General features: G+C 55.0%; 23 protein-coding genes and 2 pseudogenes. 17 read left to right on the plus strand and 8 right to left on the minus strand.

From position 1 onward, the window contains the following. Position 1: 1 nt before the first annotated feature. The 5 genes from RA27_RS17210 to RA27_RS17230 all read right to left on the minus strand — a co-directional run bounded on the left by RA27_RS17210 (position 2) and on the right by RA27_RS17230 (position 5655). Entirely contained in the window at positions 2 to 1546 is a 1545-nt protein-coding gene (locus RA27_RS17210; RefSeq protein ID WP_039541918.1) for an aromatic amino acid ammonia-lyase, read from the minus strand. Continuing rightward, a complete protein-coding gene (locus tag RA27_RS17215) occupies positions 1543 to 3216 on the minus strand; it encodes a glycosyltransferase family 2 protein (RefSeq protein WP_039542038.1) in 1674 nt (557 codons plus the stop codon). The genes RA27_RS17210 and RA27_RS17215 overlap by 4 nt, the downstream gene beginning before the upstream one ends. Continuing rightward, positions 3216 to 3623, minus strand: coding sequence for a hypothetical protein (locus RA27_RS17220; RefSeq protein ID WP_052265341.1), 408 nt, complete (start codon positions 3621 to 3623; stop codon positions 3216 to 3218). The genes RA27_RS17215 and RA27_RS17220 overlap by 1 nt, the downstream gene beginning before the upstream one ends. 2 nt (positions 3624 to 3625) lie before the next feature. Beyond that, complete coding sequence (locus RA27_RS17225) at positions 3626 to 4975, minus strand: AMP-binding protein (RefSeq protein ID WP_152610727.1); 1350 nt, start codon at positions 4973 to 4975, stop codon at positions 3626 to 3628. A 116-nt stretch (positions 4976 to 5091) separates the two neighbouring features. Further along, positions 5092 to 5655, minus strand: coding sequence for a hypothetical protein (locus RA27_RS17230; protein ID WP_152610728.1), 564 nt, complete (start codon positions 5653 to 5655; stop codon positions 5092 to 5094). 156 nt (positions 5656 to 5811) lie between these two features. On the opposite strand from RA27_RS17230, the gene RA27_RS17235 reads away from it, so the two are divergent. The 6 genes from RA27_RS17235 to RA27_RS23240 are packed head-to-tail and all read left to right on the plus strand — an operon-like array spanning position 5812 to position 8874. Further along, a complete protein-coding gene (locus RA27_RS17235) occupies positions 5812 to 6294 on the plus strand; it encodes a hypothetical protein (RefSeq protein WP_052265342.1) in 483 nt (160 codons plus the stop codon). Beyond that, positions 6225 to 7004, plus strand: a complete 780-nt coding sequence (locus RA27_RS23235; RefSeq protein WP_082025173.1) for a beta-ketoacyl synthase chain length factor — start codon at positions 6225 to 6227, stop codon at positions 7002 to 7004. The genes RA27_RS17235 and RA27_RS23235 overlap by 70 nt, the downstream gene beginning before the upstream one ends. Positions 7005 to 7059: 55 nt before the next feature. Beyond that, the gene (locus RA27_RS17245; RefSeq protein WP_193746538.1) at positions 7060 to 7791 is read left to right on the plus strand and encodes a lysophospholipid acyltransferase family protein; all 732 of its coding nucleotides are present in this window, start codon (positions 7060 to 7062) and stop codon (positions 7789 to 7791) included. After that, complete coding sequence (locus tag RA27_RS17250; protein WP_241484098.1) at positions 7772 to 8047, plus strand: phosphopantetheine-binding protein; 276 nt, start codon at positions 7772 to 7774, stop codon at positions 8045 to 8047. Before RA27_RS17245 ends, RA27_RS17250 begins: the two co-directional genes overlap by 20 nt. Beyond that, positions 8040 to 8291: an acyl carrier protein gene (locus RA27_RS17255; RefSeq protein WP_039541926.1), complete on the plus strand. Its 252-nt coding sequence runs from the start codon at positions 8040 to 8042 to the stop codon at positions 8289 to 8291. Before RA27_RS17250 ends, RA27_RS17255 begins: the two co-directional genes overlap by 8 nt. Before the next feature lie 22 nt (positions 8292 to 8313). After that, positions 8314 to 8874, plus strand: a complete 561-nt coding sequence (locus tag RA27_RS23240; RefSeq protein WP_052265345.1) for a hypothetical protein — start codon at positions 8314 to 8316, stop codon at positions 8872 to 8874. Positions 8875 to 9127: 253 nt separating this feature from the next. Here RA27_RS23240 and RA27_RS23770 read toward each other — a convergent pair. Next, positions 9128 to 9916 (minus strand): annotated as a pseudogene (locus RA27_RS23770) (IS5 family transposase). Between the two features lie 299 nt (positions 9917 to 10215). Here RA27_RS23770 and RA27_RS23245 point away from each other — a divergent pair. Both RA27_RS23245 and RA27_RS23250 read left to right on the plus strand, forming a co-directional pair. Continuing rightward, positions 10216 to 10737 (plus strand): transposase, encoded by a 522-nt coding sequence (locus RA27_RS23245; RefSeq protein ID WP_052265346.1) that lies wholly within the window; start codon positions 10216 to 10218, stop codon positions 10735 to 10737. A gap of 557 nt (positions 10738 to 11294) precedes the next feature. Then, on the plus strand, positions 11295 to 11675 hold the full coding sequence (locus tag RA27_RS23250) for a hypothetical protein (protein WP_052265347.1): 381 nt from the start codon (positions 11295 to 11297) through the stop codon (positions 11673 to 11675). Between the two features lie 631 nt (positions 11676 to 12306). Here the strand turns inward: RA27_RS23250 and RA27_RS17290 are convergent. After that, entirely contained in the window at positions 12307 to 12531 is a 225-nt protein-coding gene (locus tag RA27_RS17290; RefSeq protein WP_039541934.1) for a hypothetical protein, read from the minus strand. A 1264-nt stretch (positions 12532 to 13795) separates the two neighbouring features. Between RA27_RS17290 and RA27_RS17300 the strand changes: the two genes are divergently transcribed. The 5 genes from RA27_RS17300 (at position 13796) to RA27_RS24110 (ending at position 19020) form a co-directional block, all read left to right on the plus strand. Continuing rightward, positions 13796 to 14851 carry a tyrosine-type recombinase/integrase gene (locus RA27_RS17300; RefSeq protein ID WP_039541940.1) on the plus strand — a complete coding sequence of 352 codons (1056 nt, stop codon included), beginning with the start codon at positions 13796 to 13798 and terminating at the stop codon, positions 14849 to 14851. Between the two features lie 363 nt (positions 14852 to 15214). Beyond that, on the plus strand, positions 15215 to 16399 hold the full coding sequence (gene repA, locus RA27_RS17305) for a plasmid partitioning protein RepA (protein WP_039541941.1): 1185 nt from the start codon (positions 15215 to 15217) through the stop codon (positions 16397 to 16399). Next, positions 16399 to 17367, plus strand: coding sequence for a plasmid partitioning protein RepB (gene repB / locus RA27_RS17310; RefSeq protein WP_039541943.1), 969 nt, complete (start codon positions 16399 to 16401; stop codon positions 17365 to 17367). Before repA ends, repB begins: the two co-directional genes overlap by 1 nt. A gap of 177 nt (positions 17368 to 17544) precedes the next feature. Beyond that, the gene (locus tag RA27_RS17315; protein ID WP_052265348.1) at positions 17545 to 18594 is read left to right on the plus strand and encodes a helix-turn-helix domain-containing protein; all 1050 of its coding nucleotides are present in this window, start codon (positions 17545 to 17547) and stop codon (positions 18592 to 18594) included. A gap of 141 nt (positions 18595 to 18735) precedes the next feature. Then, positions 18736 to 19020 carry a hypothetical protein gene (locus tag RA27_RS24110; protein WP_152610730.1) on the plus strand — a complete coding sequence of 95 codons (285 nt, stop codon included), beginning with the start codon at positions 18736 to 18738 and terminating at the stop codon, positions 19018 to 19020. A gap of 873 nt (positions 19021 to 19893) precedes the next feature. Here RA27_RS24110 and RA27_RS17325 read toward each other — a convergent pair. After that, positions 19894 to 20616, minus strand: coding sequence for a WYL domain-containing protein (locus tag RA27_RS17325; RefSeq protein WP_039541951.1), 723 nt, complete (start codon positions 20614 to 20616; stop codon positions 19894 to 19896). Positions 20617 to 20704: 88 nt separating this feature from the next. On the opposite strand from RA27_RS17325, the gene RA27_RS17330 reads away from it, so the two are divergent. The 4 genes and pseudogenes from RA27_RS17330 to RA27_RS17345 all read left to right on the plus strand — a co-directional run bounded on the left by RA27_RS17330 (position 20705) and on the right by RA27_RS17345 (position 24566). Further along, positions 20705 to 21100, plus strand: a complete 396-nt coding sequence (locus RA27_RS17330) for a RidA family protein (RefSeq protein WP_039541953.1) — start codon at positions 20705 to 20707, stop codon at positions 21098 to 21100. Positions 21101 to 21309: 209 nt separating this feature from the next. Further along, positions 21310 to 21930 (plus strand): recombinase family protein, encoded by a 621-nt coding sequence (locus RA27_RS17335; RefSeq protein ID WP_039541955.1) that lies wholly within the window; start codon positions 21310 to 21312, stop codon positions 21928 to 21930. A gap of 14 nt (positions 21931 to 21944) precedes the next feature. After that, positions 21945 to 23590, plus strand: a pseudogene (locus RA27_RS24750) (IS481 family transposase). A 1-nt stretch (position 23591) separates the two neighbouring features. Further along, entirely contained in the window at positions 23592 to 24566 is a 975-nt protein-coding gene (locus tag RA27_RS17345) for an AAA family ATPase (RefSeq protein WP_039541957.1), read from the plus strand. Positions 24567 to 24653: the final 87 nt, after the last annotated feature.

Below are 24653 nucleotides of genomic sequence, written 5' to 3' on the forward strand. Positions count from 1 at the left end.
GTCAAATCTCCCACACGCGTTTGTGGATGTCGTCGGTCAGCTGGCGCAAAACAGCGTCCAACGGGTGATCTTCATCAATCCGCGGGATCGTTTCGCCCAATTGGTCCAAGAATGTCCGGGTTTCTGGCGTCAGCTGATCTTTCCGCAATTCTCCACATTCCAATCGCAACAAGACGGCCTGATGGACCGAAATCAGCAAGGCGGCTGCCACCTGCTCGGTCAGCGTGCAGACCCGCAGCGCGTCCCGCGAGGCGATGGTTCCCATACTGACCTTGTCCTGGTTGTGACACTCGGTTGAACGTGAAAACACGCTGGCGGGCATCGTGTTCTTGAGCGCCTCTGCCGTCCAGGCCGAGGCTCCGATCTGCAAGGCTTTCAGACCGTGGTTAATCGATGCGCGCGCCTGCTCTGCACCGGACAGGTTCGAGGGCAGACCGTGGTTAAACTTGGTGTCCACCAGCAACGCCATCTGGCGGTCCATCAGGTCGGCCAGATTGGCCACGAGGTTCTTGAGCGAGTCGGCAACAAACGTCATGTGACCGCCATAGAAGTGACCGCCATGCAAGATACGGTGGTCATCCGGGTCGATCAGCGGATTGTCGTTGGTGCTGTTGATCTCGGTCTCTACCATTTGCGTAAACTGCGGCAGCATGTCGAACAGCACACCGATCACATGTGGCGCACAGCGGATTGAGTACCGGTCCTGCAAGCGTGCAGGTTCGTAATCAGCGCCCAGATTGACCAGGTCCGCACGAATACGGGCCGCTGCTTCGGCCTGACCGGGATGGGGTTTCGCCTCGAACAAGCGGGCGTCGAAATGGGCGGGATTACCAATCAGGGCGATCGCCGCCAGCGACGTGATACGTGTTGCCAATCGGCCCAGATAAGTCGCCCTCTCCATCGCAAGGGCGGTCAGCGCCGTCATCACCGCGGTCCCGTTCATGATCGCCAACGCCTCTTTCGGGCGCAGAGTGATCGGATGCAGGCCAGCCTTGTCCAAAGCCTGTGCCGCAGGCATCACTTCGCCCTGATAGGTGACGTCCCGCTCGCCGATCAGGGCCGCAGCAACATAGGACAAGGGCGTCAGGTCACCGCTGGCCCCCACCGACCCTTCAGAGGGAATACGGGGCAGAATGTCATGGTTTAGCAACCCGGCCAGTAGATCCACCAGCTCTTCGCTGACACCTGAAAACCCGTGGGTCAAGGAGCTGAGCCGAACGGCCAGTACGGCGCGGGTCTGTTCCGGCGTCAACATCTCACCCAGACCGCAACCATGGAACCGGCTCAGATGCAGGGGCAGTTCGGGGACCAGAGCGGGAGGGACGGCCCGGATAACACTGTCTCCATACCCGGTTGTCACACCGTAAATTTCACCGTCTTCTTCCAGCAAGCGGTCCAGATAAGCAGTGCTGCCCCGCAGCTTGCCGCGATAGGTAGGGCTGGTGTTGACCACCGCGGTCACCGCAGGCTGGCGCGCGATGCGAACGATGTCCGAACAAGAGATGTTCCGGTCGCCAAAAGTGATGCTCGCTATTGGGAAATTCATTTTGCTTTCTGCTCCGATGCCCAGAAGTTGAAAAAGTTGAACCACTGATAGGGTGCTTTGCGGATCTGTTCCTCAAGAAAGGCAGCGTAGCGGCCCGCATAATCCCTAAGCCCCTGCCCCCGTTTCGCCCGTGGCAGATGCACCCGGTCGGCCAGCTTTTCCCAGCTGACTTCGAAGCGCCCATCACGCCGGTGGCACCCCATCATGTAGACCGGGCATTCCAGCAAATGTGATATCAGAAACGGCCCGGTGGGAAAGGCAGCCTCATCGCCCAAAAATGGAATGCGAACCAAATTGTCGCGCGCCTCGACGGGCGTCCTATCCGCCGCGATGACCAGCCATTCCCCCCGTTGTACACGGTCATAAAGCTCACCCGCGACCACAGGGTTCAGCGCAGTTACCTCGATCAACCGGGCCTGAGAACCGGGGTCCAGCTTTCTGAGAACGCTGTTGAAGTTTTCGGCGTGTTTGGTGTGGGCAAAGATATTGACCACAAAGGATTTCTGTTTCGACGCCACCGCCCGTAAGACCTCGGGGTTGCCCTGATGCGATACCAGAACGACGATACCCTGCCCCGCCCCGACCTGATCGCGCAATGATGCAACCCCGTCGCCCAGCCACACATCTTCGGCCCCGATATCGCCATTCCAGGCGCTGGCCTTGTCCAAAGCCGCGCGGCCGAAATTCAGAAATTGCCAGAGGCTGTGATACCACGCGCTGCCACAGCTAATCCCCGCCTGCCGTGCCCGGGCCAAGTACTGGCCCGACGCCCGGCGCGCGTCGCCCGAGCACAGGAAAGCCACGGCAACAACCGGAGCGATCAGCACCATCGCTGCCCGTGCGCCCAGCAAGCGATATATGGTGGCCACGCAGCGAATGCCCCAATAGGTTCCGCGTTCCCTTTGATCCGCCCAATGCGCCGATCTGACCGGTCGCAGCCACCCGAACAACCGTCGGTACAGCATCGAGAGTACAAGCCGTGTGTGCATCTTCGAGATCGCGATATTGTCACGCAACGCATCGAAATTCGAATGGTTCTCAGCTGGGTAATTCACTTTTACCGGAATTTGGCGCACCGGTGTTCCGTTCCAGAACATGCGCACCATCACCTCGATGTCGAAATCCATCCGGCGGCCCTGAACCTCGGCCTCGCAAACTTCAAGTGTTCGGGACACAGGATAAACACGCAGGCCGCACATCGTATCCTTGATCTGAAAGGACAGCGTTTCCACCCAGACCCAAAAATGCGTGATATAGCGCCCGATCCGGCGACCCCAAGGGGCGTCACTTTCATAAATAGGGCGACCGCTCCATAACATTTCGGGCTCGACGCGCGCATTGTCCAGCAACTCCTCTACCGCATCCAGATCATGCTGTCCGTCAGCATCCACCTGAACAGTGTGCGTGAACCCAAGGGCCTGAGCCTCTTGCAAGCCACGAATGACCGCTGCCCCTTTGCCGCCGTTTTGCGAGTTGCGAAACACGCGTACCGAACCGTCAGATTGAGCCACCTGTGCAATCGCCGAGGCCGCCGGTTCCGCTGACCCGTCATCCACAACAATCACCGGCAGGGCAAGCTGCGTCAGACGTTCCACAATTGTTGGCAACCCTTTGTAATGATTGAAGCTGGGAACCAGCGCACAGGGTTTGAACTCGGAAATAGAAGCCATCATGCAGACACCAGTTCGACAATACCGCTGGCATGTTCACCAAACGCCGACGCAATGGTGAATTTGACTCGGTCTCGTTCAGGATGGTGTTCTAGTGTCAGCTCTAGTTGCGTCTGCGGTTCAACCACCTTTTTGAATTTCAGGTTCCGCGTACCGGCGACCGCACGGCCACAGCCAAAAACCTGATCGGCCAGTTGAACCGCCCAATCAAGCAAGGCAATACCCGGAACGATCGGCTTTTCTGGGAAATGCCCTTGTAGGCATGTCAGCTCCGGCACCACATCCAGCCACAAAACCGCCTGCGGGCCTTCAGATTTGACAATCCTGAACGACGGCAAAACGGTGGCGCGAGGGTCCTGTCCACTCACATCCAAGTCGTAGATATCTTTGTGATTGAGCGTTGCCATCTTCACCCCGAAAATAGTGCAGCCAAGGCTGCAGCCTGTCTTTTTCCGCGCTCATTGGTCGGAATTTCTCGGACAAACCGCCACAGCTTTGGCGCGGATGCAGCGTTTTCCGCCGTCCTGATCGCGGTTGAAAGGTCGCGTTCGAGGCGGAACTTGCCTTTGCTTTGCAGCAAATGCTCGCCCTCGGGCGTGAGGGTTGCCACCATTGCCAGCTTTTGGCCCTTGTCCGTATCCAGACCAAGTGCGGCGGCTTCCAGAACACATGAGTTTGCTTGCGCAAGCACCTCAATCCGAGGCAATGAGACGCGTACCCCTTCGATTTTGAGGACACGGTCATTTCGCCCACCCAATTCGAAACTGCGGGTGTCATCTGACAAGGTGCATAAATCTGACGTCTCGAACCAATCACCACCGGGCGTCACCGCCGACCGGACGGCCAGACAACCTGAAGACGTTTGCCTAGTATCAACCCCGGGGAACACGGTCCACTGCTGCCCCAAGACAGCCTGGGTTCGAAAGCCAATGCCGCCGGTTTCCGTGCTGCCGTAAACTTCAACCGGAAAGGAGCCGGAAATCTTGGCCATAGCCCTTGCACTGTCCGGCATCAGCGGCGCGCCAGAGGAAAACACCATCATCGGTCCCCTTTCTGATACCGGTCTGGACCCAAGGCGCATCATATGCGCCGGGCAGGAGACGATGACGGTTGGGCATTGCTCGGCGTAGTCCAGCGCCGCATCGACGGATATCTGGCGCGGTACAAACAACGCTCGCCCGGTGCTCAAGGGCCAGACAAGGTTAAACAGGATGCCATAGATATGGTGATGTGGAACCGTGGCCACGACCCGAGTCCCGGCAACGTCGGACCCAAACTGCTGGTGCAGGATTTCGGCCTCAGCCTCAATCTGCCGCCAGGATTTCGGAATTGGCTGCGGTGCGGCAGTTGAACCGCTTGTGAAGAATACCAGGTTGCACGCGGCCGCCTCAGGCAGACTTAGCGCGCCATCTGGAATCTGAGCGGCAGAACTCAGGCGCGAAATTTCGGCATCGGTAACCAATTGATCGAACTGATCGGCACGGTCTGCCAGGCCATCGGGTGACGTAATTCCGGGCAGGATCGCAATTCCCCTACACGCAAAACACGCCAGCAAGGCCGCCAGAAAGCTCGATGGGTCTTCGCAGGCAATCGCAATTCGGTCGACATTCCTCTTGCGTCTTTGCTCAGCGATGTCCCGGACCAGCGCATGCATCAAATTCAGAACATCGCCCACGGTCGCGGCGACAGCGCTCTCCTGAAACAGCACCTCGTCTTTCGGCCAATTCGGCAAGTCGCACAGTGATCTGAATAGGGTCAACGTTTTCCAGCTCGTTAAATATCGACACGGCGACCGCTTCTGTGACGACTGCGCCCAATAAGAAAACTCAAATACTCATTCCAGACAAACCGGCCTGAGAGACGGTTTCCTCTGTCTCAAACCGGGTGCTGCACTACCGCACGCACCGTTTGAGCGTCAATACAAAAGGCATACCTGAGCCTATCGACATGTCCCTCAACCCAAGCGGATGTGACGGTTTGGGCACACTTGGTTGCTATTTCCGCAAATCGGTTTTCTACTCCGCATTTCAAGCAAGCTTCCCACAGGGTCCAGAACAGATAAAACCGAATCTGATCCGTTGGCTGCACCCCATCCGGCCAGGCCACCTGCGCAAGCTCGGCCCAGTTCTGCCGGTCTTGCAGAACTTCCAGATCCAGACCAACCGGTCCTGTCTCAGATAACGCGGCCCCGACAAACCCGCGGCGATGCGTTACCGACGTCCAAAGCCGTGTGTTTTCAGGTCCATAGGTCAATGGACCGTCCCTCGGATCGCTGAGCAACGCATTCCGCATGTCGTCCCGGTCTTGAACCGCCCCGGCCAACAAAGCCCGTGCAGCCTGCGATTGCGCGACCCGATGCTTTGACCGGTTCTGGGGGTCTCCCACCAGTTTCGCGGTCAGAACAGTGCAACTCTGCCCGAACAGCAGGTGCGGTTTCATGGGACAAAAAGAAACCATCCGAGATGCAGTTAAGCCCTGTGCCCAGAAACGTCATTGCGACTAAACGTCGTCCTTGAATGTTTCGAGCGGTCCTGACATTGCTGCACCAATTCGAGCAATTTTTCCGAAGCTAGACAATATTGGTCCAAAAGACGCATGGCAGCCAACAAACGACTTTCAGCAGCCCTCTTCCTGACACTCGCAATCACGGGCTGCACGAGTGACGTGCAAAGTCTGGACGCCAACCGGACAACATCTTCAGGCCAGTCATACACACCTCCGCTGATTGAACGTGTTGTGCCGGTCTTCACCCCGGTCATCAATGTCCCGCAAGGCCCAAAGCGCTTGTCTTCATCGGATGTGGAACAAGCCATCCTGCGCGGAGCGGGCGCCCGCGATCAGTGGTTTGTGACCAACAAGCAACCCGGCCAGGTGGACCTGACCGTCGTTGTCCGGTCGCATCAGGCGCGGGTCAAGGTTCTATATAACACCAATACGGTCAGTATTAATCTGGTCGACAGCACAAACCTGATGCAGTCCGTGGACAAGATTCACCGAAACTACAACAAATGGGTCATCCTGCTGCAGCGCGAGATCGAAACCGAGCTGCTGAAAAAGGCCGGGGGGAGCAACAGCTGACCCTTTTTGAGCAGACCTTTTTTGCTGGGCCCTGCAGGTATTGGGGTAAACGGGGCGGAGATGCTCCGGGTTTCGTAGACGCGCCGCAAAAGAACGTACCCCCGAATATCCGCAGGCGTCTGAGCGACTTTGCCCGGACCGCCTTGGGCACCTATCTGGCCGCCGAGGACCCCGAGGATTCAGACCTGATCTTTGCGTCCAGATATTCGGACATGCAGGAATCACTTAAGCTGCTGACCGAACTCAATCGGCGGGAGCTTTTATCACCGACAGCCTTTTCAACCTCGGTACACAATGCGGTACCCGGGTTTGCAACCTTGATCAGGGCGTCACGCTCACCTCATTCCGGTGTCTCGGCTGGTGTCGACAGCTTCGTTATGGGCCTAACCGAAGCGCTGACCCGTACCGCCTTTGACCCGGCACGCCCGGTCACGTACCTGTTTCACGAGGCTGCGCTACCCCACGAATATCGCGCGCATGCCCTTGAAGGCTCGGATTGTTTCACTCTTTGTGTGTCGCTTTCAGCCCGCCCGACGACGCTTCACGATCGTGCATTCATACTGTCTCATGCAGAACCGGAAGAGACGCACGCACACCCTAGGGGTCTGGAAAATGCCCGCGCATTTGTACGATTGCTGGGTGATGAAACCACCGAGGCCCGATTGATCGGAACCCGCAGCAATCTTTGGGTGAGACGCGTCAATGCGTAAGTTGAACTACTATTGGCGCGTTCTGGCCACCGGCATCTCGTTTTCAACCTTCGGGTTGGGCAGCCTTGTCCTGGGTGGCATTTGGTTTCGCCTGCTGGCCCGCATCGAACACGACCCGGCCGAACTTGAGAGACGAAGTCAACGCGGCATCAGCCTGACCTTCAACGCCTTTTTGCGGGTGATGACCGTTTTGGGAGTGGCCCAGTTTCATTACCGTGATATGCATAATCTGACGACAGCACCATCGGCAGATGGCAAAGGCCGGCTGATCATCGCAAATCATCCAACGCTGATTGACGTCATTGCCTTGATTTCCCGCATGCCGAATGTGCAATGCATCGTGAAACACGAGCTTTTTTCGAACTTTTTCATCTCGCCCGCGGTTACCGGTGCGAATTACATCCGGAACGATGAAGATCCGGAAAAGCTGACCCAGGACTGCATCGACGCGATCAATTCGGGCAAATCCATTGTTGTTTTCCCCGAAGGCACACGAACGCCCGCCAGCAACTTATTGAAGTTTCACCGGGGGTTCGCCGCCGTTGCTTGCGCCACGCAATGCGAGATCGTCCCAATCACGATAACCGTTAATCATCGGACGCTGATGAAGGGCGTGCCATGGTATCGTGTGCCCCCTGAGCGACTTTCGATGACGCTGACCGCCTTGCCCATTGTATCAACAAGAGATCTGTGTGATACGACCCTGCCCGTGCCTACGCGCAAGCGGCATCTTTCAAGAAATGCACAGAAGATTTTGGAGGTATCCCTTGGATATCCAAACGCTTGAACAACGACTTAAGACACTGATTATCGAGGCACTTGCCCTGGAAGACGTGTCCGAAGCGGACATTTCATCCTCAGAACCGCTGTTTGATGGTGGGCTTGAGCTGGATTCGATTGACGCGCTGGAAGTCGGTGTTGCCATTCAAAAGACATATGGTGTCAAACTTGACGCAAATTCGGATGATGTGAAGCAGGCGTTTTACTCGGTTGCCACGCTGGCGCAGAAAATCTTTTCCGAACGCGGAGATGCCAATGTCTAAGCCAACTAATTTTGATGAGGTTCTGGACCTGCTGAAGAAGTATCTGGAAGAAGACTTCGAGGTGCCACCGCCGGACGTACAGCCTGACGCCCGGCTGTATGAGGATCTGGACCTCGACAGCATTGATGCGGTCGACCTGATTGTCCGCTTTCAGCGGGATATAGGAAGACGCTTCTCTGCCGAAGAGTTCAAGTCAGCCCGTACAGTCAAGGACGTCGTAGACGTGGTCGTAGCGAACCTTTGAAGTCGCCGCAGCCCGTAAGACGATGACCCTCATTCGCGCCTCACTTTCCTTTCTTCTGGCCGCTTGCCTTGTCGCATTCCCGTTTGCGGCCTTCTGGTTCTCGTCCTTTGAGCATCCTTATTGGTTGTTTGCTGCTGCGGTCGCGCTCAGCATTCTTCGTTTTGCCACGGCGGGACGCGTGGCAACTGATCTTCTAGTTCCGCAACTGGTCTTCTATCTTGGTGTCATGGCCATGGCTTTTCTAGCGGCAAAAGATCAGGCCTACCTGCTACACCCGTTTGCAATGAGTGGATCCTTCGCGTTGATTTTCGGCATCAGCCTTTCAAAAGAGCAATCCCTGATCGAAACGTTCGCGCGGTTGCGTGAACCCGATCTACCTGCCTCCGGAGTGGTTTTTACACGGAAATTGACTCGTATCTGGTTCGTTTTCCTGATCCTGAACTCGATTGTAGCTGCAATAACGGCCCTGTTTGCACCGATAGAAGTCTGGGTCTTCTACAACGGCATTCTGTTTTATTGTCTGTCCGGTGTGTTGATGGTGTCAGATTTTTTGTACCGCGGCATCTTCGCAGCCCGAGCATAGATGCATATCTTTCCGACCCAAACTCATTCCGGGCACTTACCAAAACTCGGAACTCAAGTTGGAAAACAGTCATTTGGTGCACCTTGTCGAAGTGTATTGTGCCGACGGTCCCGAGCTCACATCGCAAATGAACGGTATTTCTTGTTTCCACAAAATCGGATCCCATCTTATACATCAATATGATGAAGTCATTTTGACTGCTCGATTGCTTTGTTCACGCCACGCAACTGTAAGCAAAATTGGGTTAACTAGGTCATGTTGACAAATGGCGGAGCCATATGCGGATTGAGGTGATTTTGACAAAGCCGACGAAGCTTTCAGCGGTCTTGCCGCTACGTGTCGCGACACGGCGGGCATTCTTCAGCTTGTTGAAGCAAGTTCTCAACCAGGTTCCGTAGTCGATACAGTGGGCGATCAATGCCGACACGCTTCGTTCGCGACTTCTGCATTGGGATCATAGGTTGGATTTATCGGCTGCGTTTTTGGTCACGAATGCCGTCGGCATCGGACGCCTTGCCCTGCCAGCAGTACCAAAAGTTCCGGCAGATTTTCATCCATGATGAGATCGAAGCCAAGATAATCGGACGTCTGGCCGGGCGTGATGCCAGTTCTCTTCGGCAGACAACCGCCGTCACCCGAAGATGGATCTCGGTCATGAAGCCACCCTTTGAGCGGCCAATACCCTGTCGCGGAGTCCCGCTTTAGCGCCCGCTGCATGATGATGGGCGCGAACCACGGTGCTGTTGACCATTTGCAGGGCATCTGGAACGATCCTGCTCTTGGTCAGCGCCGATAGGATCTGTTCCCAGAGGCCGACAAGTGTCCAACGCCGGAACTGCCGATAGACACTCGACCATTTCCCGAACCCTTCAGGAAGGTCCCGCCACAGTGCGCCGGAAAATGCTATCCAGAAAACGCCGTCAAGAACAAGGCGGTGGTTGGTGGGTTTTTTCCCATTCGGGGCGCGAACGGAAAGAATGAACTGTTCAAAGAACGCCCATTCCTCGTCCGACATCAAGTCTCGGGCCGAGTTGGTCTCCATCGCGGATGCCAGCTTGAATCATGCTCGAAGCCAGATGTGAATCCCTTTTGTCAACACGACCTAAGCAAACCGGCAGCATGAGGTACTGATACATTATTCGGCATTTCAGCGGGGTCCACTCTAGCACAACACTCTTCGTATAGCGATCATTCGCGACGGATGCAGCATTCGGCAAATTGGGCTCGAAGCGGCCGTCCGGTGGTTTAGTGAGGGGCAGCTTTGCCGTCCCTTTCTGTTTCAGATCTGCGGTGGCGGTTTTGTCAGTCTCCCAGCAAGACGGTGCGCCATGTTTGTATCACGTGATCCGGCCGCCTGACCGCAACCTTCGCGAGAACCTCAGCGCTTGGGTGCCAGATCCGGACGGATACAAAGAAGTTCACTCTTTCAAAGTTCAAGGCGTTTTGGAACAGGCCGCGGACAGGCTTGGTCGCCATAGAAGCTTGTGTCACAAGCACTGCTGGGCGCGTGCACTACAACCATTCGGGCACGATGTGCGACCAATCCTGTCCATCTACCTGAAGCCCTTCGTCCAACGACACAAGGATGACGCAGCCATCGCGAAAACGGTCACCGAAGCGGCGCTGCGCCCTGATATGTCATTTTTTCCAGAAACCTATGAGACGCAGGCAGTGACGATGATGGCCTCCCGGCTCCGACAGACTATGCCTGGGATTGGGCCATTCGGCGTGTGGGCCCTTGAGACCATTGCCCCCGACATGATGAACTTCAAGACGGTGCGCGACTTCGCAGTCGGACTTGAGCTGATACCTTTGCAGCGCTCGACCGGAGGCAAGACCGAGCTTCGGCAATCTAGTAAATAGGCCAGAAGATTATACGGCATACAGGTTGTACGCGACAGCAGAGTCTCGTCGCGCCCTGGTTAAGGGACAAGCTTGAGTGTAAATTCAAGAAAGTCGCAGCCGTCGGGTTTGCGAAAATAGATGGCGCATCAAAACTGGGCGATGATTACACACGAGGAAACATATCAGCCGATACAAAAGACGACCTAAAATTCTGTTTGCGGGATACGGCGCCAGACCCCAAGGAGTGCATCGAGAAGAGTAGATGTCGACTGACCAAATCCTGAATTGAGAGCCAACCACAGGTCGGGGCTAAAAACCCACGCACTCGATTTGGAGCCGTTCAGCGAACGGACCATTTTGATCCGCGGCAGGTCAAAAGCCGCAGCCCGAGGACGAACGCACTACCGCAACCATTCGATGAATTCGGCTCAGAAAATTCTCGGATAACCAAGGACATCCATAAATGACCCCAAACAAGACCTCACGCCTCAATGATAAAAGGCAAATAAGGATTGTAGGCCGTAGCAATTAGATTTAGCCATCAATTCCAGTAACCTTTCCAATAGAGTCTAACCATGATTAAACAGATTGCCTTGATCTGCTCTGCCTCGGCCATTTTGAGTGCATGTGGCAGCTCCTGGTCAACTTCAAATGTCAGCACAAACAAGCTTGAAGTTGCGTCAGCATCGATCTCGCCCGACGATGTAACCATCACGTCGGCAGGCGATCCCGGTCGCCAATACACGAAGATCACCGACCTAAAAGTGACCGTAAATAAAACCACCGCTTTCCATCCAAGCCCGACGCCTGAGTTGGTGATAGCTAAATTGAAGGAAGAAGCCGCAGCGGTTGGTGCGAACGCGGTCATTAATACAAAGATCAGCGAGGTGCATATCACTCCGCTGAGTTGGGGGTCACGTACAGGCACTGGAGAAGCCGTAAAGTTTATCAACTAAACCAGAATTAGAATAGGGCTTGAACGCCTATGGTTGTGACGTTCCGAGCCCGTCAGCCAGGCTGGTCCGCAGCGGTGCCCCGGATGCGGTGGCGTTCTGCCCGATGATAGGGAGCAACTTTCCTATCTCGTCTTGATTCCACGGTAAGACCACCCGGAACAGAGGCTTGTGGATCTCGGTAAACATCCCTGCGATGTGAGCCAGCGCAGCGTTTCGCGCGATGCATCTTTGAACTCCAGCCTCAAGTTCCCAGCGAGTCGCCGCCGTGTCAGCGTCGGACCATTGCTCAGTTCCACGGCACAGTCCGTCCCGGTAGTCAGACTCTGCAGAGTCTCCGGGGCTACGTCGATATCCATGAACTTACCCGCAAGGCTGCGGCCCGCAGGTCATCAAACATACGGATCAGAAGACCAGGTCCAAATTCCAGCTTTTCCGGGAAATCCGAATGTTATTGCCCGGACATCGGCGTCGCCAGTGGCATCGTTCATGCACTGACCCAAATTGCGTGTTTCAATCGCGTTGGTAGCGGTCGGGTGTTTGAAAATTGTGATGGGGCGACGGGCTTGGTCAACCGAGATCATCTGTTTGTTCTTTTTCATGAAATGAAAAAAGACAAACAAAAAGCCTTCTCTTACTTTTGTGATTTTGGCTTGCCCCGGAACGGTCTGCGGTTGGCCCCGGTATCATAAACCCAGCTCTGTTCCCGCATGTCATGAAGATTGATGTCCTGAGAAGGATAAGCTCGTTTCAGCCGAACCTGAGCCGCCTCCCAGTCGTCTGCCAGGATCAGGTGTTTTCGTTTTCCAATCGCCGCCGTGGAAAATGTGACCTCGAAAATCGTGCGCTCAAGTTGCATTGATAAACCGCTTCTTAAATAGTTCTTTCAACCGGCCCCGGTTGGACCGGGAATACAGATTCTCAGCCTGCTTTGGCGTTCGTTGTCAAGGTGGGGTTGCACAAGATTAGTTGAATGCGAGGGCTTATCCTGCAGAGCGGGACCATCCCTGCCCTTCGGGGCCCTGGCATTACAGAGGAACCTCGCCCCACTTTTGACATCCTCACCGTTGACACAGCGATGTTCCAGATTGGGCGCACCCGATCGGTTATCGGCGACATTGAACAGTTGCCCGGTTCCCTTGAGATCGGATGGGCTGCTATCAAATTGCCAAATCGCGTTCGATGCATCGGCCACTATCCGCACTGCCATCTGTGCCCGCGTCACGCGGGCATGGCCATATCGCCCAAAAGCAAAGATGAAGATTAACTCTTGCCGGACGCAGCATACTTTCTAGCGCTTTGACCCAGCCATCTGGAGTCCCAACTTTGAGGTCGTCCAGCAGTTCAATCGCCCGAGCGACCTGCAGCTTGCGCTCCTGTCTTGTTGGATCTGTGAGTCTTCAGCGCCGCAATTATTTCATAATACCGCAGCATTCCAGCACGCCACGTTTTAAGCTTCCATCGCCATTCACTTACTCTTGAACGCGGTAGTTGTACCCCCCCGAGCCGATTGGCCGTGTCGGACACATGGGTCACTCGATCAGCTTGCGCTCTTATCGCCACAGGCAACATAATGAAATCCATTTTACGCGGACTTCCCACCTTGCGGTCTTGCGCACGCGGCGCGGTAAGTCCGGCAGGTGAGCGCACGGAAATCAACTCGCTTTCAAACTCTACCAGGCTGGCAAAGATGCCAAAAACTCCTGCCCGGGGGCCTTTGCCGTATCAATCTCAGCGTCACCCCAGGCGGCACGCGCAGACCGACTCCTCGGTCGCGCAATTCCTTGACCGTCGATGCAAGTTGCTTGTGGTAGCAGTCCGACCAGTCGAACTTCCAAGCCGCAATCGGGCTCCCTGGCTGACGCGCCTTGAGACAGGCATCAAAGCCGGGACGATGATCCTCTCGCCCAGTGTCTTGTGTTCATAGATGCAGTCCGCCGCGACACCAGCATTTTACAGCCCGTCGAACAGGGATGTGTTTCAAGCTGCTACCCTTGTTACGCGCAAAAATAAGCAGTTATGCTCGTTACATTTGCTATATCTTCAATTCCTCATCACAATCGATAAGTATCGCTTATCATGTTTGATAGGTTTTCCGCGAGTTCCGACGCAAAATAGGCCTCATGAAGCCCCCTGCGCCCTACCTGCCCGCCGCCTCCCCTGCCCTCTCCGCTGAAGATCAGGCGGCGCTGACCGATCTCTATATCCGCGGCACACCGGCCAATACGCTGCGCGCCTATGAGCGCGACCTGCTCTATGTGACGGCGTGGAAGTCTGCTCGGTTTGGTACCGCGCTCGCCTGGCCGGAAACGGAGGCGACGGCGCTGGCCTTCATTCTCGATCACGCCCGCGATCTTGGTGACGCGCCGGACGAGGACGTGGCACGTCAGACGGCGGAGGCGCTGATCGCGCAAGGGCTGCGCAAATCCCTCACCTGCCCGGCGCCGTCAACGCTGGACCGGCGCATCGCCTCCTGGCTGGCCTTCCACCGGATGAAGAACCTCGCCTCCCCGTTTGACATGGCGCAGGTGAAACAGGCCCGCGCCAAGGCCCGCCGCGCCGCCGCCCGGCCCCCTGTCCCGAAATCCGCCCATCCGATCACCCGCGATATTCTCGAACAGCTGCTGGCCACCTGCCGGGGGTCGCGCCGCGATTGCCGCGACCGCGCCATCCTGATGCTGGGCTGGGCCTCGGGCGGCCGGCGCCGATCGGAGATCACCGGGCTGCGGCGCGAGGATGTGGCGCTGAAGGACTTTGATAAGACCGGCCTGATCCGGATCTCGCTGCTGCAGACCAAGACGACAACCAAAGGTGAAACGCCCCGGCTGGTGCTGAAGACCCGCGCCGCGCAGGCGCTGGTGCATTGGATCGAGGTGGGAGAGATCAGGGACGGGCCGTTGTTCCGCCCCGTGTCCAAGGCCGATCGCGTATTGAACCGCGGCCTGACTCCGGATGCCATCTATCAGATCGTCAAACACAGGCTGAGGCTGGCCGGGCTGCCGGAAGGTTTTGCCTCGCCCCACGGGTTGCGCTCAGGGTTCCTGACCCAGGCTGCTCTCGACGGTGCGCCGATCCAAGCCGCCATGCGCCTGTCCCTGCATCGCTCGATGGCCCAGGCGCAGAAGTATTATGACGACGTCGATATTGCGGAGAACCCGGCAACGGACTTGTTGGGGTGAAATTACACTCATTTGCTTCAGGTAACCCCTGCCCTTTCCCTCTGCCTGTCGTGTAACGCGGGCCGCTACTTTTTTGTACCAACTGCTCGCTATGAAAGCTCAACTCGAGGCGGAGCATTCAGAAGAGTTCTGTGCGCGTGCCTACTTTTTTCGCGGCAGTACTTCGTCGGCTATAGTGGCTCGAAAACTGCATCAATAAGGTTTACAGTTGTAAACCACTTTGCTCTGACGCAAAGCGTATGTAGTTTGAAGCTTTGCAGAACCCACAATATAAGCGAAAACCCTTGACTTAGGGCAGTGAATCACGGCTGTTTGTCTCAAGTGGCGCGAAAATGACCACATTCTTTAATTTGAGGCAACTACATGATTCCCGTGACACCACTTACGGCAGATCGACCATCGGCACTCGCCACGGAAATTTCCGAGAGATTGAACTCGGCTATCCGAGAGCATCTTCTTGCTGCCTTTGCACCTGACAACACCAAATCGTTACGCACATTCGCAGCACCAGAAGCGGCCGAACTTTTGGGCGTCTCAGGTCAATTCATGCGCAAGGTCCACTCAGAAGGTACAATTCCTGAACCAAAAGACGTGCGCAGCGGTCGACGTTACTATACCGCCCAAGAGCTTTGGGAGGCACGCGAAACGCTCGAGAAGACGTCGCGCAAACAAGGACGCTACATCCCTCGTCGGACGGAAGGAGAAAAACTTCAAGTCTGGCAATTGATGAACTTCAAAGGTGGCAGCAGCAAAAGCACTACAACGATTCATCTGGCTCATTTTTTCGCGCTTCGCGGGTACCGTGTGCTGGCCGTTGACCTAGACCCCCAAGGCTCGCTTACATCCATGTGCGGCATTAGCCCCGAAATCGAGTTCGATGGGCTAACGATATACGATGCCATTCGCTATGAAGACCCAGTTAATTTGGCAGATGTCGTTCTTCCGACATACTTTCCCGGATTGTCTGTGGCACCGTCACGGCTTGTTCTTTCTGAATTTGAGACGGAATCCGCCGTCCACTCAAACCCCGACCATCCGTTTTTTACTAGAATACGGAATGCCTTGGCCCAAGTGGAAGACGATTTTGATCTTGTACTGATTGATAGCCCACCTCAACTCGGATTCCTGACCATCGCGGGAATGGCTGCCGCCAGTTCGTTGCTCGTGCCACTAACACCTTCGATGTTGGACGTGTCTTCGACAGCTCAATTTCTCGAACTTGCTGGTGCTTATATGGCTGTCATTGAAGACGCCGGTGCCACTCTCGAATACGACAGCTTCAAGTTCCTGATAACACGTGACGAACCTACGGACGTTCCGTCACAACAGCTTGCCTCGTTTATGCGAGCGCTATTCCAGGACCGCGTTATGTCAGCAACAGCTCTGAAGAGCACTGCAATTAGTGACGCCACAATGCTCAAGCAATCGATCTACGAGGTTGTACGTTCGGAAATGACACGCGCTACCTATGACCGGGCAAAGAACTCAATGGATGCGATCGGCTCTGAGGTAGAGCAAATGATCCACCAAGCATGGGGACGTAGCTAATGGCTAGAAAATCGCTTCAAGAGATGTCTGGTATTGCGAACACGATTGCGCGTTCTGGAGTTAAGACTGTAGACAAGCCGGTAAAGGCAAACGCCCCTGCCCTCGGCGCGCTTCAAGGATCCCTTGCCGCAATTAGAGAAATTGATCCGGCTCTTATAGACGATTGGGGGCCGATTGATCGGCTTAGTGAGTTTACAGCTGTAAACCCTGATGAAGATGACGATAGTTTTGAAAGCTTGATGTCGAGCATACAAGACGGTGGCCAACAAGTTCCCATTCTTGTCAGAAAATCGAAATCCGACGGTCGATACGAGGCAATTTATGGGAGGAGAAGACTCAAAGCCTGTCGTGAACTCGGTATTAAAGTCCGCGCTAACGTTCAGGATATCGACGATGCTTCAGCGCTTCTCGCCAAGGGGCTGGAGAATGCTGCGAGACGCAATCTTTCCTTCTACGAGAAAGCACGTTTCGCCGAGGCGATCCTGACTTCAGGGCATGACACTGCAAAGGTACGGCAAGTATTGAACCTTTCGAAATCAGGGCTGTCCCACCTGACAAAAGTTACGCAACATGTTCCTGCAACGATTGGTGACATGATAGGCGCGGCCCCAAAATCTGGCCGCCCAAAATGGACCGTGCTTGCAGAACACTTCATTGCAGGCAAGCTGGCGGAAGATGAAGCGGCAAACCTGCTTGAAACCATTGAGCCATCGATGTCGTCAGATGATCGGCTGGAAATGCTCCTTAAAGCAGCTGCCAAACGTGGTGCACGACAAAGAGAAGGTGCAGCCGAAATCAGCCCAATCGAAGGCGTTACAATCAAATCCTCCAACGGATCACTAACTGTTTCGGTCAAAAGGACCGGAGCTAACGCTGGCTTCGCTAGCTGGTTGGACAAAAACATGGCTAAAATCATCAAGCGCTCACACGCTGAGTTTACAGCTGTAAACGCCAAGAAAAAGAACTGAGGACGAGCAGAAAGGAGGAAGGCAAACAAACAAAACCCCCGAAACCGGAGCTTCGAGGGCTGCTGCGCAAAGCGCAATTCTTAGATTAGACACCTAGAATCTAGCAGCACCCGAATCGCCACACAAGAAAAAACGCTCTTGAGCGAACGGGTAATTTTTGTCTGCCGATAGATAATCATGAAAACAGTAACAGCATTAGCTCCAATTGGAGCGACCTTGTCGGCAACAGCAGGGCAGGGGAGTAGTACGCCCCAAAAATGGAACCTTCTTCGCGCCGTTGAAGAGGCCAGAGAACCTCTTGGGTTAAAATCCACTACTCTCAATGTCCTGAGAGCGATGATTTCCTTTGTGGGCAGTGATCAGATTGCTGCGGACCAAGATGATCATCACATCTGCTTCGCTTCCAACGCGGCGATCGCCAAACGAACGCATGTCAGCGTGCAGACAGTTGAGCGTCATATCTCGACGCTGGTTGAGCTTGGACTTATCCGCCGCGTAATGAGCGCAAACGGCAAACGATGGGCGCGTCGGGATCGACAGGGCAGGGTGGTCGCCGCAACTGGGCTCTCCTTGATGCCATTGTCTGAACGGCACGCTTTGTTCATTCAGGAAGCCCAGAAGCATGCTGATCGAGTTCTGGAGTTCACAGTACTCCGCGACAAGGTTTCCGCCGCTCTGGCGCGCCTTAGGGACCTGGTGGCAGACGACACCACAATCTCTGATTTGATGGTCACCGTACGCAATGCTCTGCGTCGCAAACCAGATGCAATTGTATTAGGTGAACTCCTGGCAGAAATCTCTGTGGAAATTTCCCAGATAACACAGGCAGATACAGAAGATTTGAGGGCCAATGACCATGAAAATGAGGGGCACAAAGAGGACTCTTTGAATCCGATAGTTAAGAAAGAAAAACACTCTCAGGTTCAAGTTTCTCCAGATCAAATGGAGCGCAGCTTTCCACGTTTGTGCTCTGAACTTCGCTTTGCCCGGGACCAGGCACATTGTGACCGTCTTATGGACGATATCGCCGAATACCTACGACTTGGTCAGACTTGGTATGCTATGAAATCGACACATGGCCCAGCTCTCCGTTTCATGGTTTTGGGATATATTTTCCAACGAGCGGAGAACATAAAATCTCACCAGGCCTATTTGATTTCTCTGACGTCAAAGATCGATCGGGGAGACATGCAGCCAACCGCATTGTTGACGCAAAATTCAAAATAACCGCGGACGAGCAGGCCGTACTTATGAATTCACATCTCGCTTATGAGTTCAGAGCAACAGATGTAGTTCATGCCATCGCTCTATTGTGATTAGAATGCCAATGTATTACATTGTACTACAAAGCGGATACAGGTGATTGCAATGAGTACCAGCCCATATTCTATTCGTCTCGATGAAGACTTGAGAAAGTCCCTCGAACGAGAAGCTGCGTTAGAAGATCGGCCGCCTGCACAACTCGCCGTGCGGGCAATTAGAATGATGTTGGAATCCAAGGCCGCAAAACGTGCAGCCATTGATGCAGCTGTTGAAAAAGCAGATCTAGGTAAGTTCATCACGGCAGACGAAATGAATGCCTGGATAGACAGCTGGGATACCGAGAATGAGCTCTCGGCTCCGGTCGCAAGCGGGCAATCCAATAGCCAATGAAAATCGTATTTCTCGAAGATGCAACGCGGGACATTCAATGGTTCCGTTACTACTACACGTCAGTTTTTCCTGAAGGCAGCGAAAGGGCACGAGCTCAGCTCAAAGCCATTCAGCTTACTCTCGCAGCGAACCCGTATGCTGGTCACCCAAGTGACACACGCCAAGACGTACGGGAGATTTCAGTACCGCGAACCCCATTCACGCTAATCTATCGTGTAATGCCCACTCAGATAGAAATTCTGCGTCTCTGGGATACCCGGCAGGGCGCAGACTATTAAAACCCGGAGTCTAAACTGGCGGCATCAGGAGGGCAGGGTAGGGGGTAAGAAATCGAACTTATTCTGCTATTCGACCTCTAGCTTCTGCACAGATCGGGCGGAGAGCCGACATTCGCCGCAAGCATGAAATAGCATTCTCTTAAGCTCACAAGCGGACATTGGATCAAGGGTATTTTTGTCCGCGGTTCTCAAATGCAGGTTTTGTTCCCTCAAGAACATTGACGACCGTTTCGTTTATGATCTTAATTTCAAAGGTACCAGGTTGGTACGCGGCGTTGTGCTGCCCAAGTAGCTTAACAGGTCATACTCACGCTCTACGGGTCAGGTTTATCGGACGAGCACAGAAGAACGGTTCTGTCGCAAATTTCGTCCCTACCTGTAGCGGATTGAGATTATCCGCGCTTGGAATTGATATCATCGGCGATTTAGGATCAGATTAATTGAGACTGTAGCGCGCTTCGAGATCACAATACCTGAGACTGAAATCGGATTACTTGCGACGGGATCGCACTGCTGAGATTGAAGCCAGTGAGATGCGAATGGCGGGATCGAGACTACCTTGCCCAATTCTTTGATGCTTACGAAAAACTGTGCATCATTGCTTCATCATCTCGCTATACGGGCAGACATCATCTTCGAATGGCACGTGGCGGCGGCGGAACTGCGTCTCTTCCATGGCTTCAGGAGCGCTAATCCGGTCCATTCTGAAATGGCGAAAACCTTCTCGCATCGGGTCCCACCCTACAAGATACCACAAGGGAGGGAGGATCAGCATGGCTTGGGGTTCGACTTCGCGTTGCGACAACTGACCTTTTGCGTCACGGTATTTGAAACGAATGAGTTGGCGCTTAAGGAATGTAGTTTCGAAAGCCTGGAGCAACGTTGGTTCCATTTTTCTCATGTCTGACAGATCCTGCAATGGTGACAGTTGGCCAATATGCAAACAGTCAAGAAACGCGCGCAGGTCTTTGACTTTGTCAGCCGGGAGAGCCTTTTCGATCTTGGCGAGGCCTGAGTCTGCGAGCTCGGAGAAGGGCAAGTTCCCCGCTGCGCGCATGGCAGCGACGCTGATCAGCAATGCGAACACCTCTGATACCGCCAACTTCGCCGTCGTCTGCATCGACCGTGGATCGAGTTGCAAGCCGCCGCCTCGACCAACATCTGAATAAATCACATAGCCCTCATCGCGCAGCGCAGAGATGTCCCGCAGTATGGTTCGGCGCGAGGCCCCGACCTCTTCGGCAAGGGCATCAACGGTAGACGTGCCGTTCCGGCGGAGGGTCCGAACGATGGCGTCCTGTCTGAGACGAATATTCATACGAGCACTCTATCATTAATGATGTCAGTTTTTGGCACTGTTTTATTCTACGCCGTTTCCATCAACAAAAAACCACGGAGATAGCGATATGGAACGTACAGCAGTGAACCCTTGGGATTGGTCGATTAAGCTTGGCTACAATCAGGCCGAAACCATCGGCGGGACTACACGCCAGGTGGTTTGCGCGGGGCAAACGGCGATGGACGAAGAAGGCAATCCACAGCACCCCGGCGATATGCGAGCACAGATCAGCTTGGCGCTCGACAATCTGGAAGCGGTTCTCAAAGCGGCGGAGATGGACCTAAGCAATGTTATCAAGCTCGGAGTCTATGCAACTGACGTAGACGAGGCGCTCAAGAATTTCGACCTGATGGGGATGCGGTTTGGACAGCATCAGGTTGCACCGCCTATGACTCTTTTAGGCGTGACACGTCTCGCAATCCCTGGGCTGCTCTTCGAGATTGAGGCTACGGCAGCGGCCTGATTGAACTCAATGCGGCCATCTGGGGTACACTCTCAGGTGGTCGAAACATCCCGCATTTTTGTAGGTCGTGTCACCCGGAAAACGAGCGTTTTCCGGGTGGGGGCGACGTTAGCGATGTCCCCATCAATTATCCACCAGAAAAACCGTTGCGGAAAACTTCATTAGCTTGCAGGGTGTGGCTTATCTAATCTGGTGGAGCTAACGTACAAATGCTCATTGGCTATGCAAGGGTGTCGAAAGCGGATGGGAGCCAGCTTCTCGATTTGCAGCGCGATGCTCTGGTTGATGCTGGTGTCGCTGCGGATCGCATCTATGAAGACAAGGCGTCCGGACGAAAGGATCACAGGCCTGGACTTGATGCTTGTCTCAAAGCGCTTCAGCCGGGGAATACGTTTGTAGTCTGGAAACTCGACCGGTTGGGTCGCGATCTCAAGCACCTGGTCGCAACGGTCGATGAATTGCGCGACCGGGGTGTCGGCCTCCGCGTGCTGGCCGGGGCCGGTGCTGAGATTGATACGACGACGGCCAACGGGCGGCTGGTCTTTGGCATCTTTGCCAGTTTGGCTGAGTTTGAACGTGAGTTGATCGCCGAGCGCACCCGAGCCGGTCTTGCTGCCGCGCGTGCCAGAGGCCGCAAAGGTGGGCGGCCGCGCAAGATGGATGTCACCATGTTGCGCATGGCGATGACGGCGATGGCTGACCGGGAAACCCACGCGTCCGACTTGGCCAAACGGCTCGGAATTACAACAACCACGCTTTACGAGTACGTCAATGGCGATGGAAGCGTGAAAGCGCCAGGTCAGAAATTGTTGGATGCGGACGCCTCATGAGCAAAGGCGGCGTCATACCGGCAGAGGCTTTGCTCGACTTGCGCCGAAGACTGGACGATCTTGCACCGCGCGATCCGGGGAGGCGGATTATCATTGAAGGTGCCGCCAATATGTACGGCGTATCACGCGCAACTGTTTACCGGGCTTTGGCCGGTCAATTACGCCCCAAAGGGTTGCGCAGGGTTGATCGGGGCGAACCTCGCAAAACCCCGCGTGCAGACATGGAGCGGTATTGTGAAATCATCGCGGCCCTGAAGATCCGCACTTCCAACAAGAAGGGGCGCAAGCTATCGACCGCTCGGGCGATTGAGTTGCTGGAAAGCTTCGGTGTCGAGACACCGGAAGGTTTGGTCAAAGCACCGGAGGGGACGCTGCATCCGGTAACAGTCAATCGCTATCTTCGCCTTTGGGGGTATGATCATGCCCGCATGACGCGGGCCCCGGCGGCAGTGCGGTTTGAAGCGCGGACATCGAACGCGCTTTGGCAATTCGATATCAGCCCATCTGATCTCAAGGGAATCGAGCAGCCGTCCTGGATCGACCCAAACCGTAAGGGGCTGCCAGTACCGATGCTGTTCAGCGTGGTCAATGATCGATCAGGCACGTCCATCAGGAATATCGCTGTGTCTATGGTGAGGATGTCGAAAGTGGGCTGAGGTTCCTCTTCAATGCCATGGCTCCGAAGGACGGAGGCGGACCCGCCCTGCAGGGCATCCCCGAAGCCATTTATCTGGACAACGGGCCTATTGCCAAAAGCGGCGTGTTCCACACGGTTATGGAACGACTGGGAGTACGCGTCATGACCCATGACCCTGCCGGTTCCGATGGCCGTCGTCCCACGGCGCGCTCAAAGGGCAAGGTCGAGCGTCCGTTCCGAACAATCAAGGAAGCCCACGAGACGCTATACCACTTCCATAAACCGGAGACTGAAACTGAAGCAAACGCCTGGCTCTGACGGTTCATTGAGCAATACAATGCCAAACCTCATCGGCGAGAACCACACAGCCGGATTGAGGATTGGGTCCGCAACCTGCCTGCAACCGGCATCCGTCAGATGTGTTCCTGGGACCGGTTTTGTGCCTTCGCGCGGGAACCGGAAACCCGCAAAGTCGCCGGCGATGCTCGTATCCGAATTGATGGCACATTCTACGAGGTCGACCCCGATCTTGCTGGTGAAAGCGTCACTCTCTGGTGGGGCCTGTTTGATCATGAGCTGTTCGTTGAATGGAATGATAAGCGGTTCGGCCCCTATCTTCCGTCAGGTGGGCCAATTCCGCTGCATCGCTATCGCAAGCCCCGGAAAACGCAGACACAGGCACGCGCTGATCGGATAGGTGATCTGGCGCAGAAAATCTCTGTCCCAAGGGCGGCGCTCAGCGGTGCTGAAAGCGGCTTGGCACGTTCCGCCGAAGTTCTGTCTTTTGATAGCCAGCCTTTTGTTGATCCCGACCCTTATGGTCAGTTCACCTTTCAAAGCCGTCTGGATGCGCTACGCGGTATAGCTGATTTGCTGTGTAAACCGCTTGCGCGATTGGCCGAAGACGATCTGGCGTTCGTCAATGCGCTCGTTGACCGAACACTCGACAAAGCAATCATCAAACAAGAAGTGACTGCCCGGCTCTCAGGCAAAAGACCGGCCACCAAAGAGGAGAGCAATTGACATGCTGAACGCCGAGATTATGGCCCGATACGGGCTCGCCAAGGATTGGCGTACTGTCGGATTCTTTGAAACCGAAAACCATCGGCGTATTACGCATGCTGTCCGCTCGGGTCTTGGTTCGGGCCGACTGGTTGCCATTACCGGCCCCGTTGGTATTGGCAAGACCGTGTTCCTGCATCGTCTGCAGGACGAGATTGCCCGCGAAAAGAAAGTGACTGTGGCTGAAAGCCTGTCCGTGGACAAAACCCGCACAACGGTTCCAACACTGATCGCAGCCTTGTTCTATGATCTGTCGCGGGAGAAGGAGCCTAAAATCCCCACGCAAGGCGAGAAGCGGGAGCGCGAGTTGCAAAAACTCGTTGCCCGTTCCGGCAAACCCGTCGCTCTCTTCGTGGACGAAGCTCATGACCTCCATAGCAAAACCCTTGTTGGCCTGAAGCGGTTGATGGAAGTGATTGCGCGCGGCGGCGGCAATCTATCTGTCATCCTGGTCGGCCACCCGAAGTTACGTAATGACCTGCGCCGCCCCACCATGGAAGAAATCGGCCATCGCACAGACATCCTGCCCTTCGAAGGCTTGGGTGAAGATGTGCGCAAATATCTCGACTGGCTGCTGGAGGAGTGCTCTGAGGATGGCGCAGACGTGAGCGACGCCATCGAACCCGCAGCGCTTGATCTCATGGCAGAGCGATTGACTACGCCCCTGCAGTTCGCAGAGTATTTGAACCACGCTTTCGAGGCCGGGTTCCAGATCGGTCAGAAACCCGTCACTTCGGACATCGTGTCAGCATCCCTGGCTCCTGACTTTGACGACCTCGAACCACGCCTCACGCGTCAAGGCTATTCGGTGAAGGTATTGGCAGATCAGTTCCAGGCCAAACCAACAGAAATCCGGCGCTTCCTGAGTGGCCAGCTCGATACCTCGCGTACCCGAGAACTGGCCGATCAAATGCGCATGGCAGGGTTGTCGATATGATCTCGTGTCTGCGATCCCAATCTCAGCAATGCGATCCCGTCGCAAGTAATCCGATCTCAGTCTCAAATATTGTGATCTCAAGACATG

Source organism: Ruegeria sp. ANG-R (assembly GCF_000813985.1).
Classification (GTDB): domain Bacteria; phylum Pseudomonadota; class Alphaproteobacteria; order Rhodobacterales; family Rhodobacteraceae; genus Ruegeria.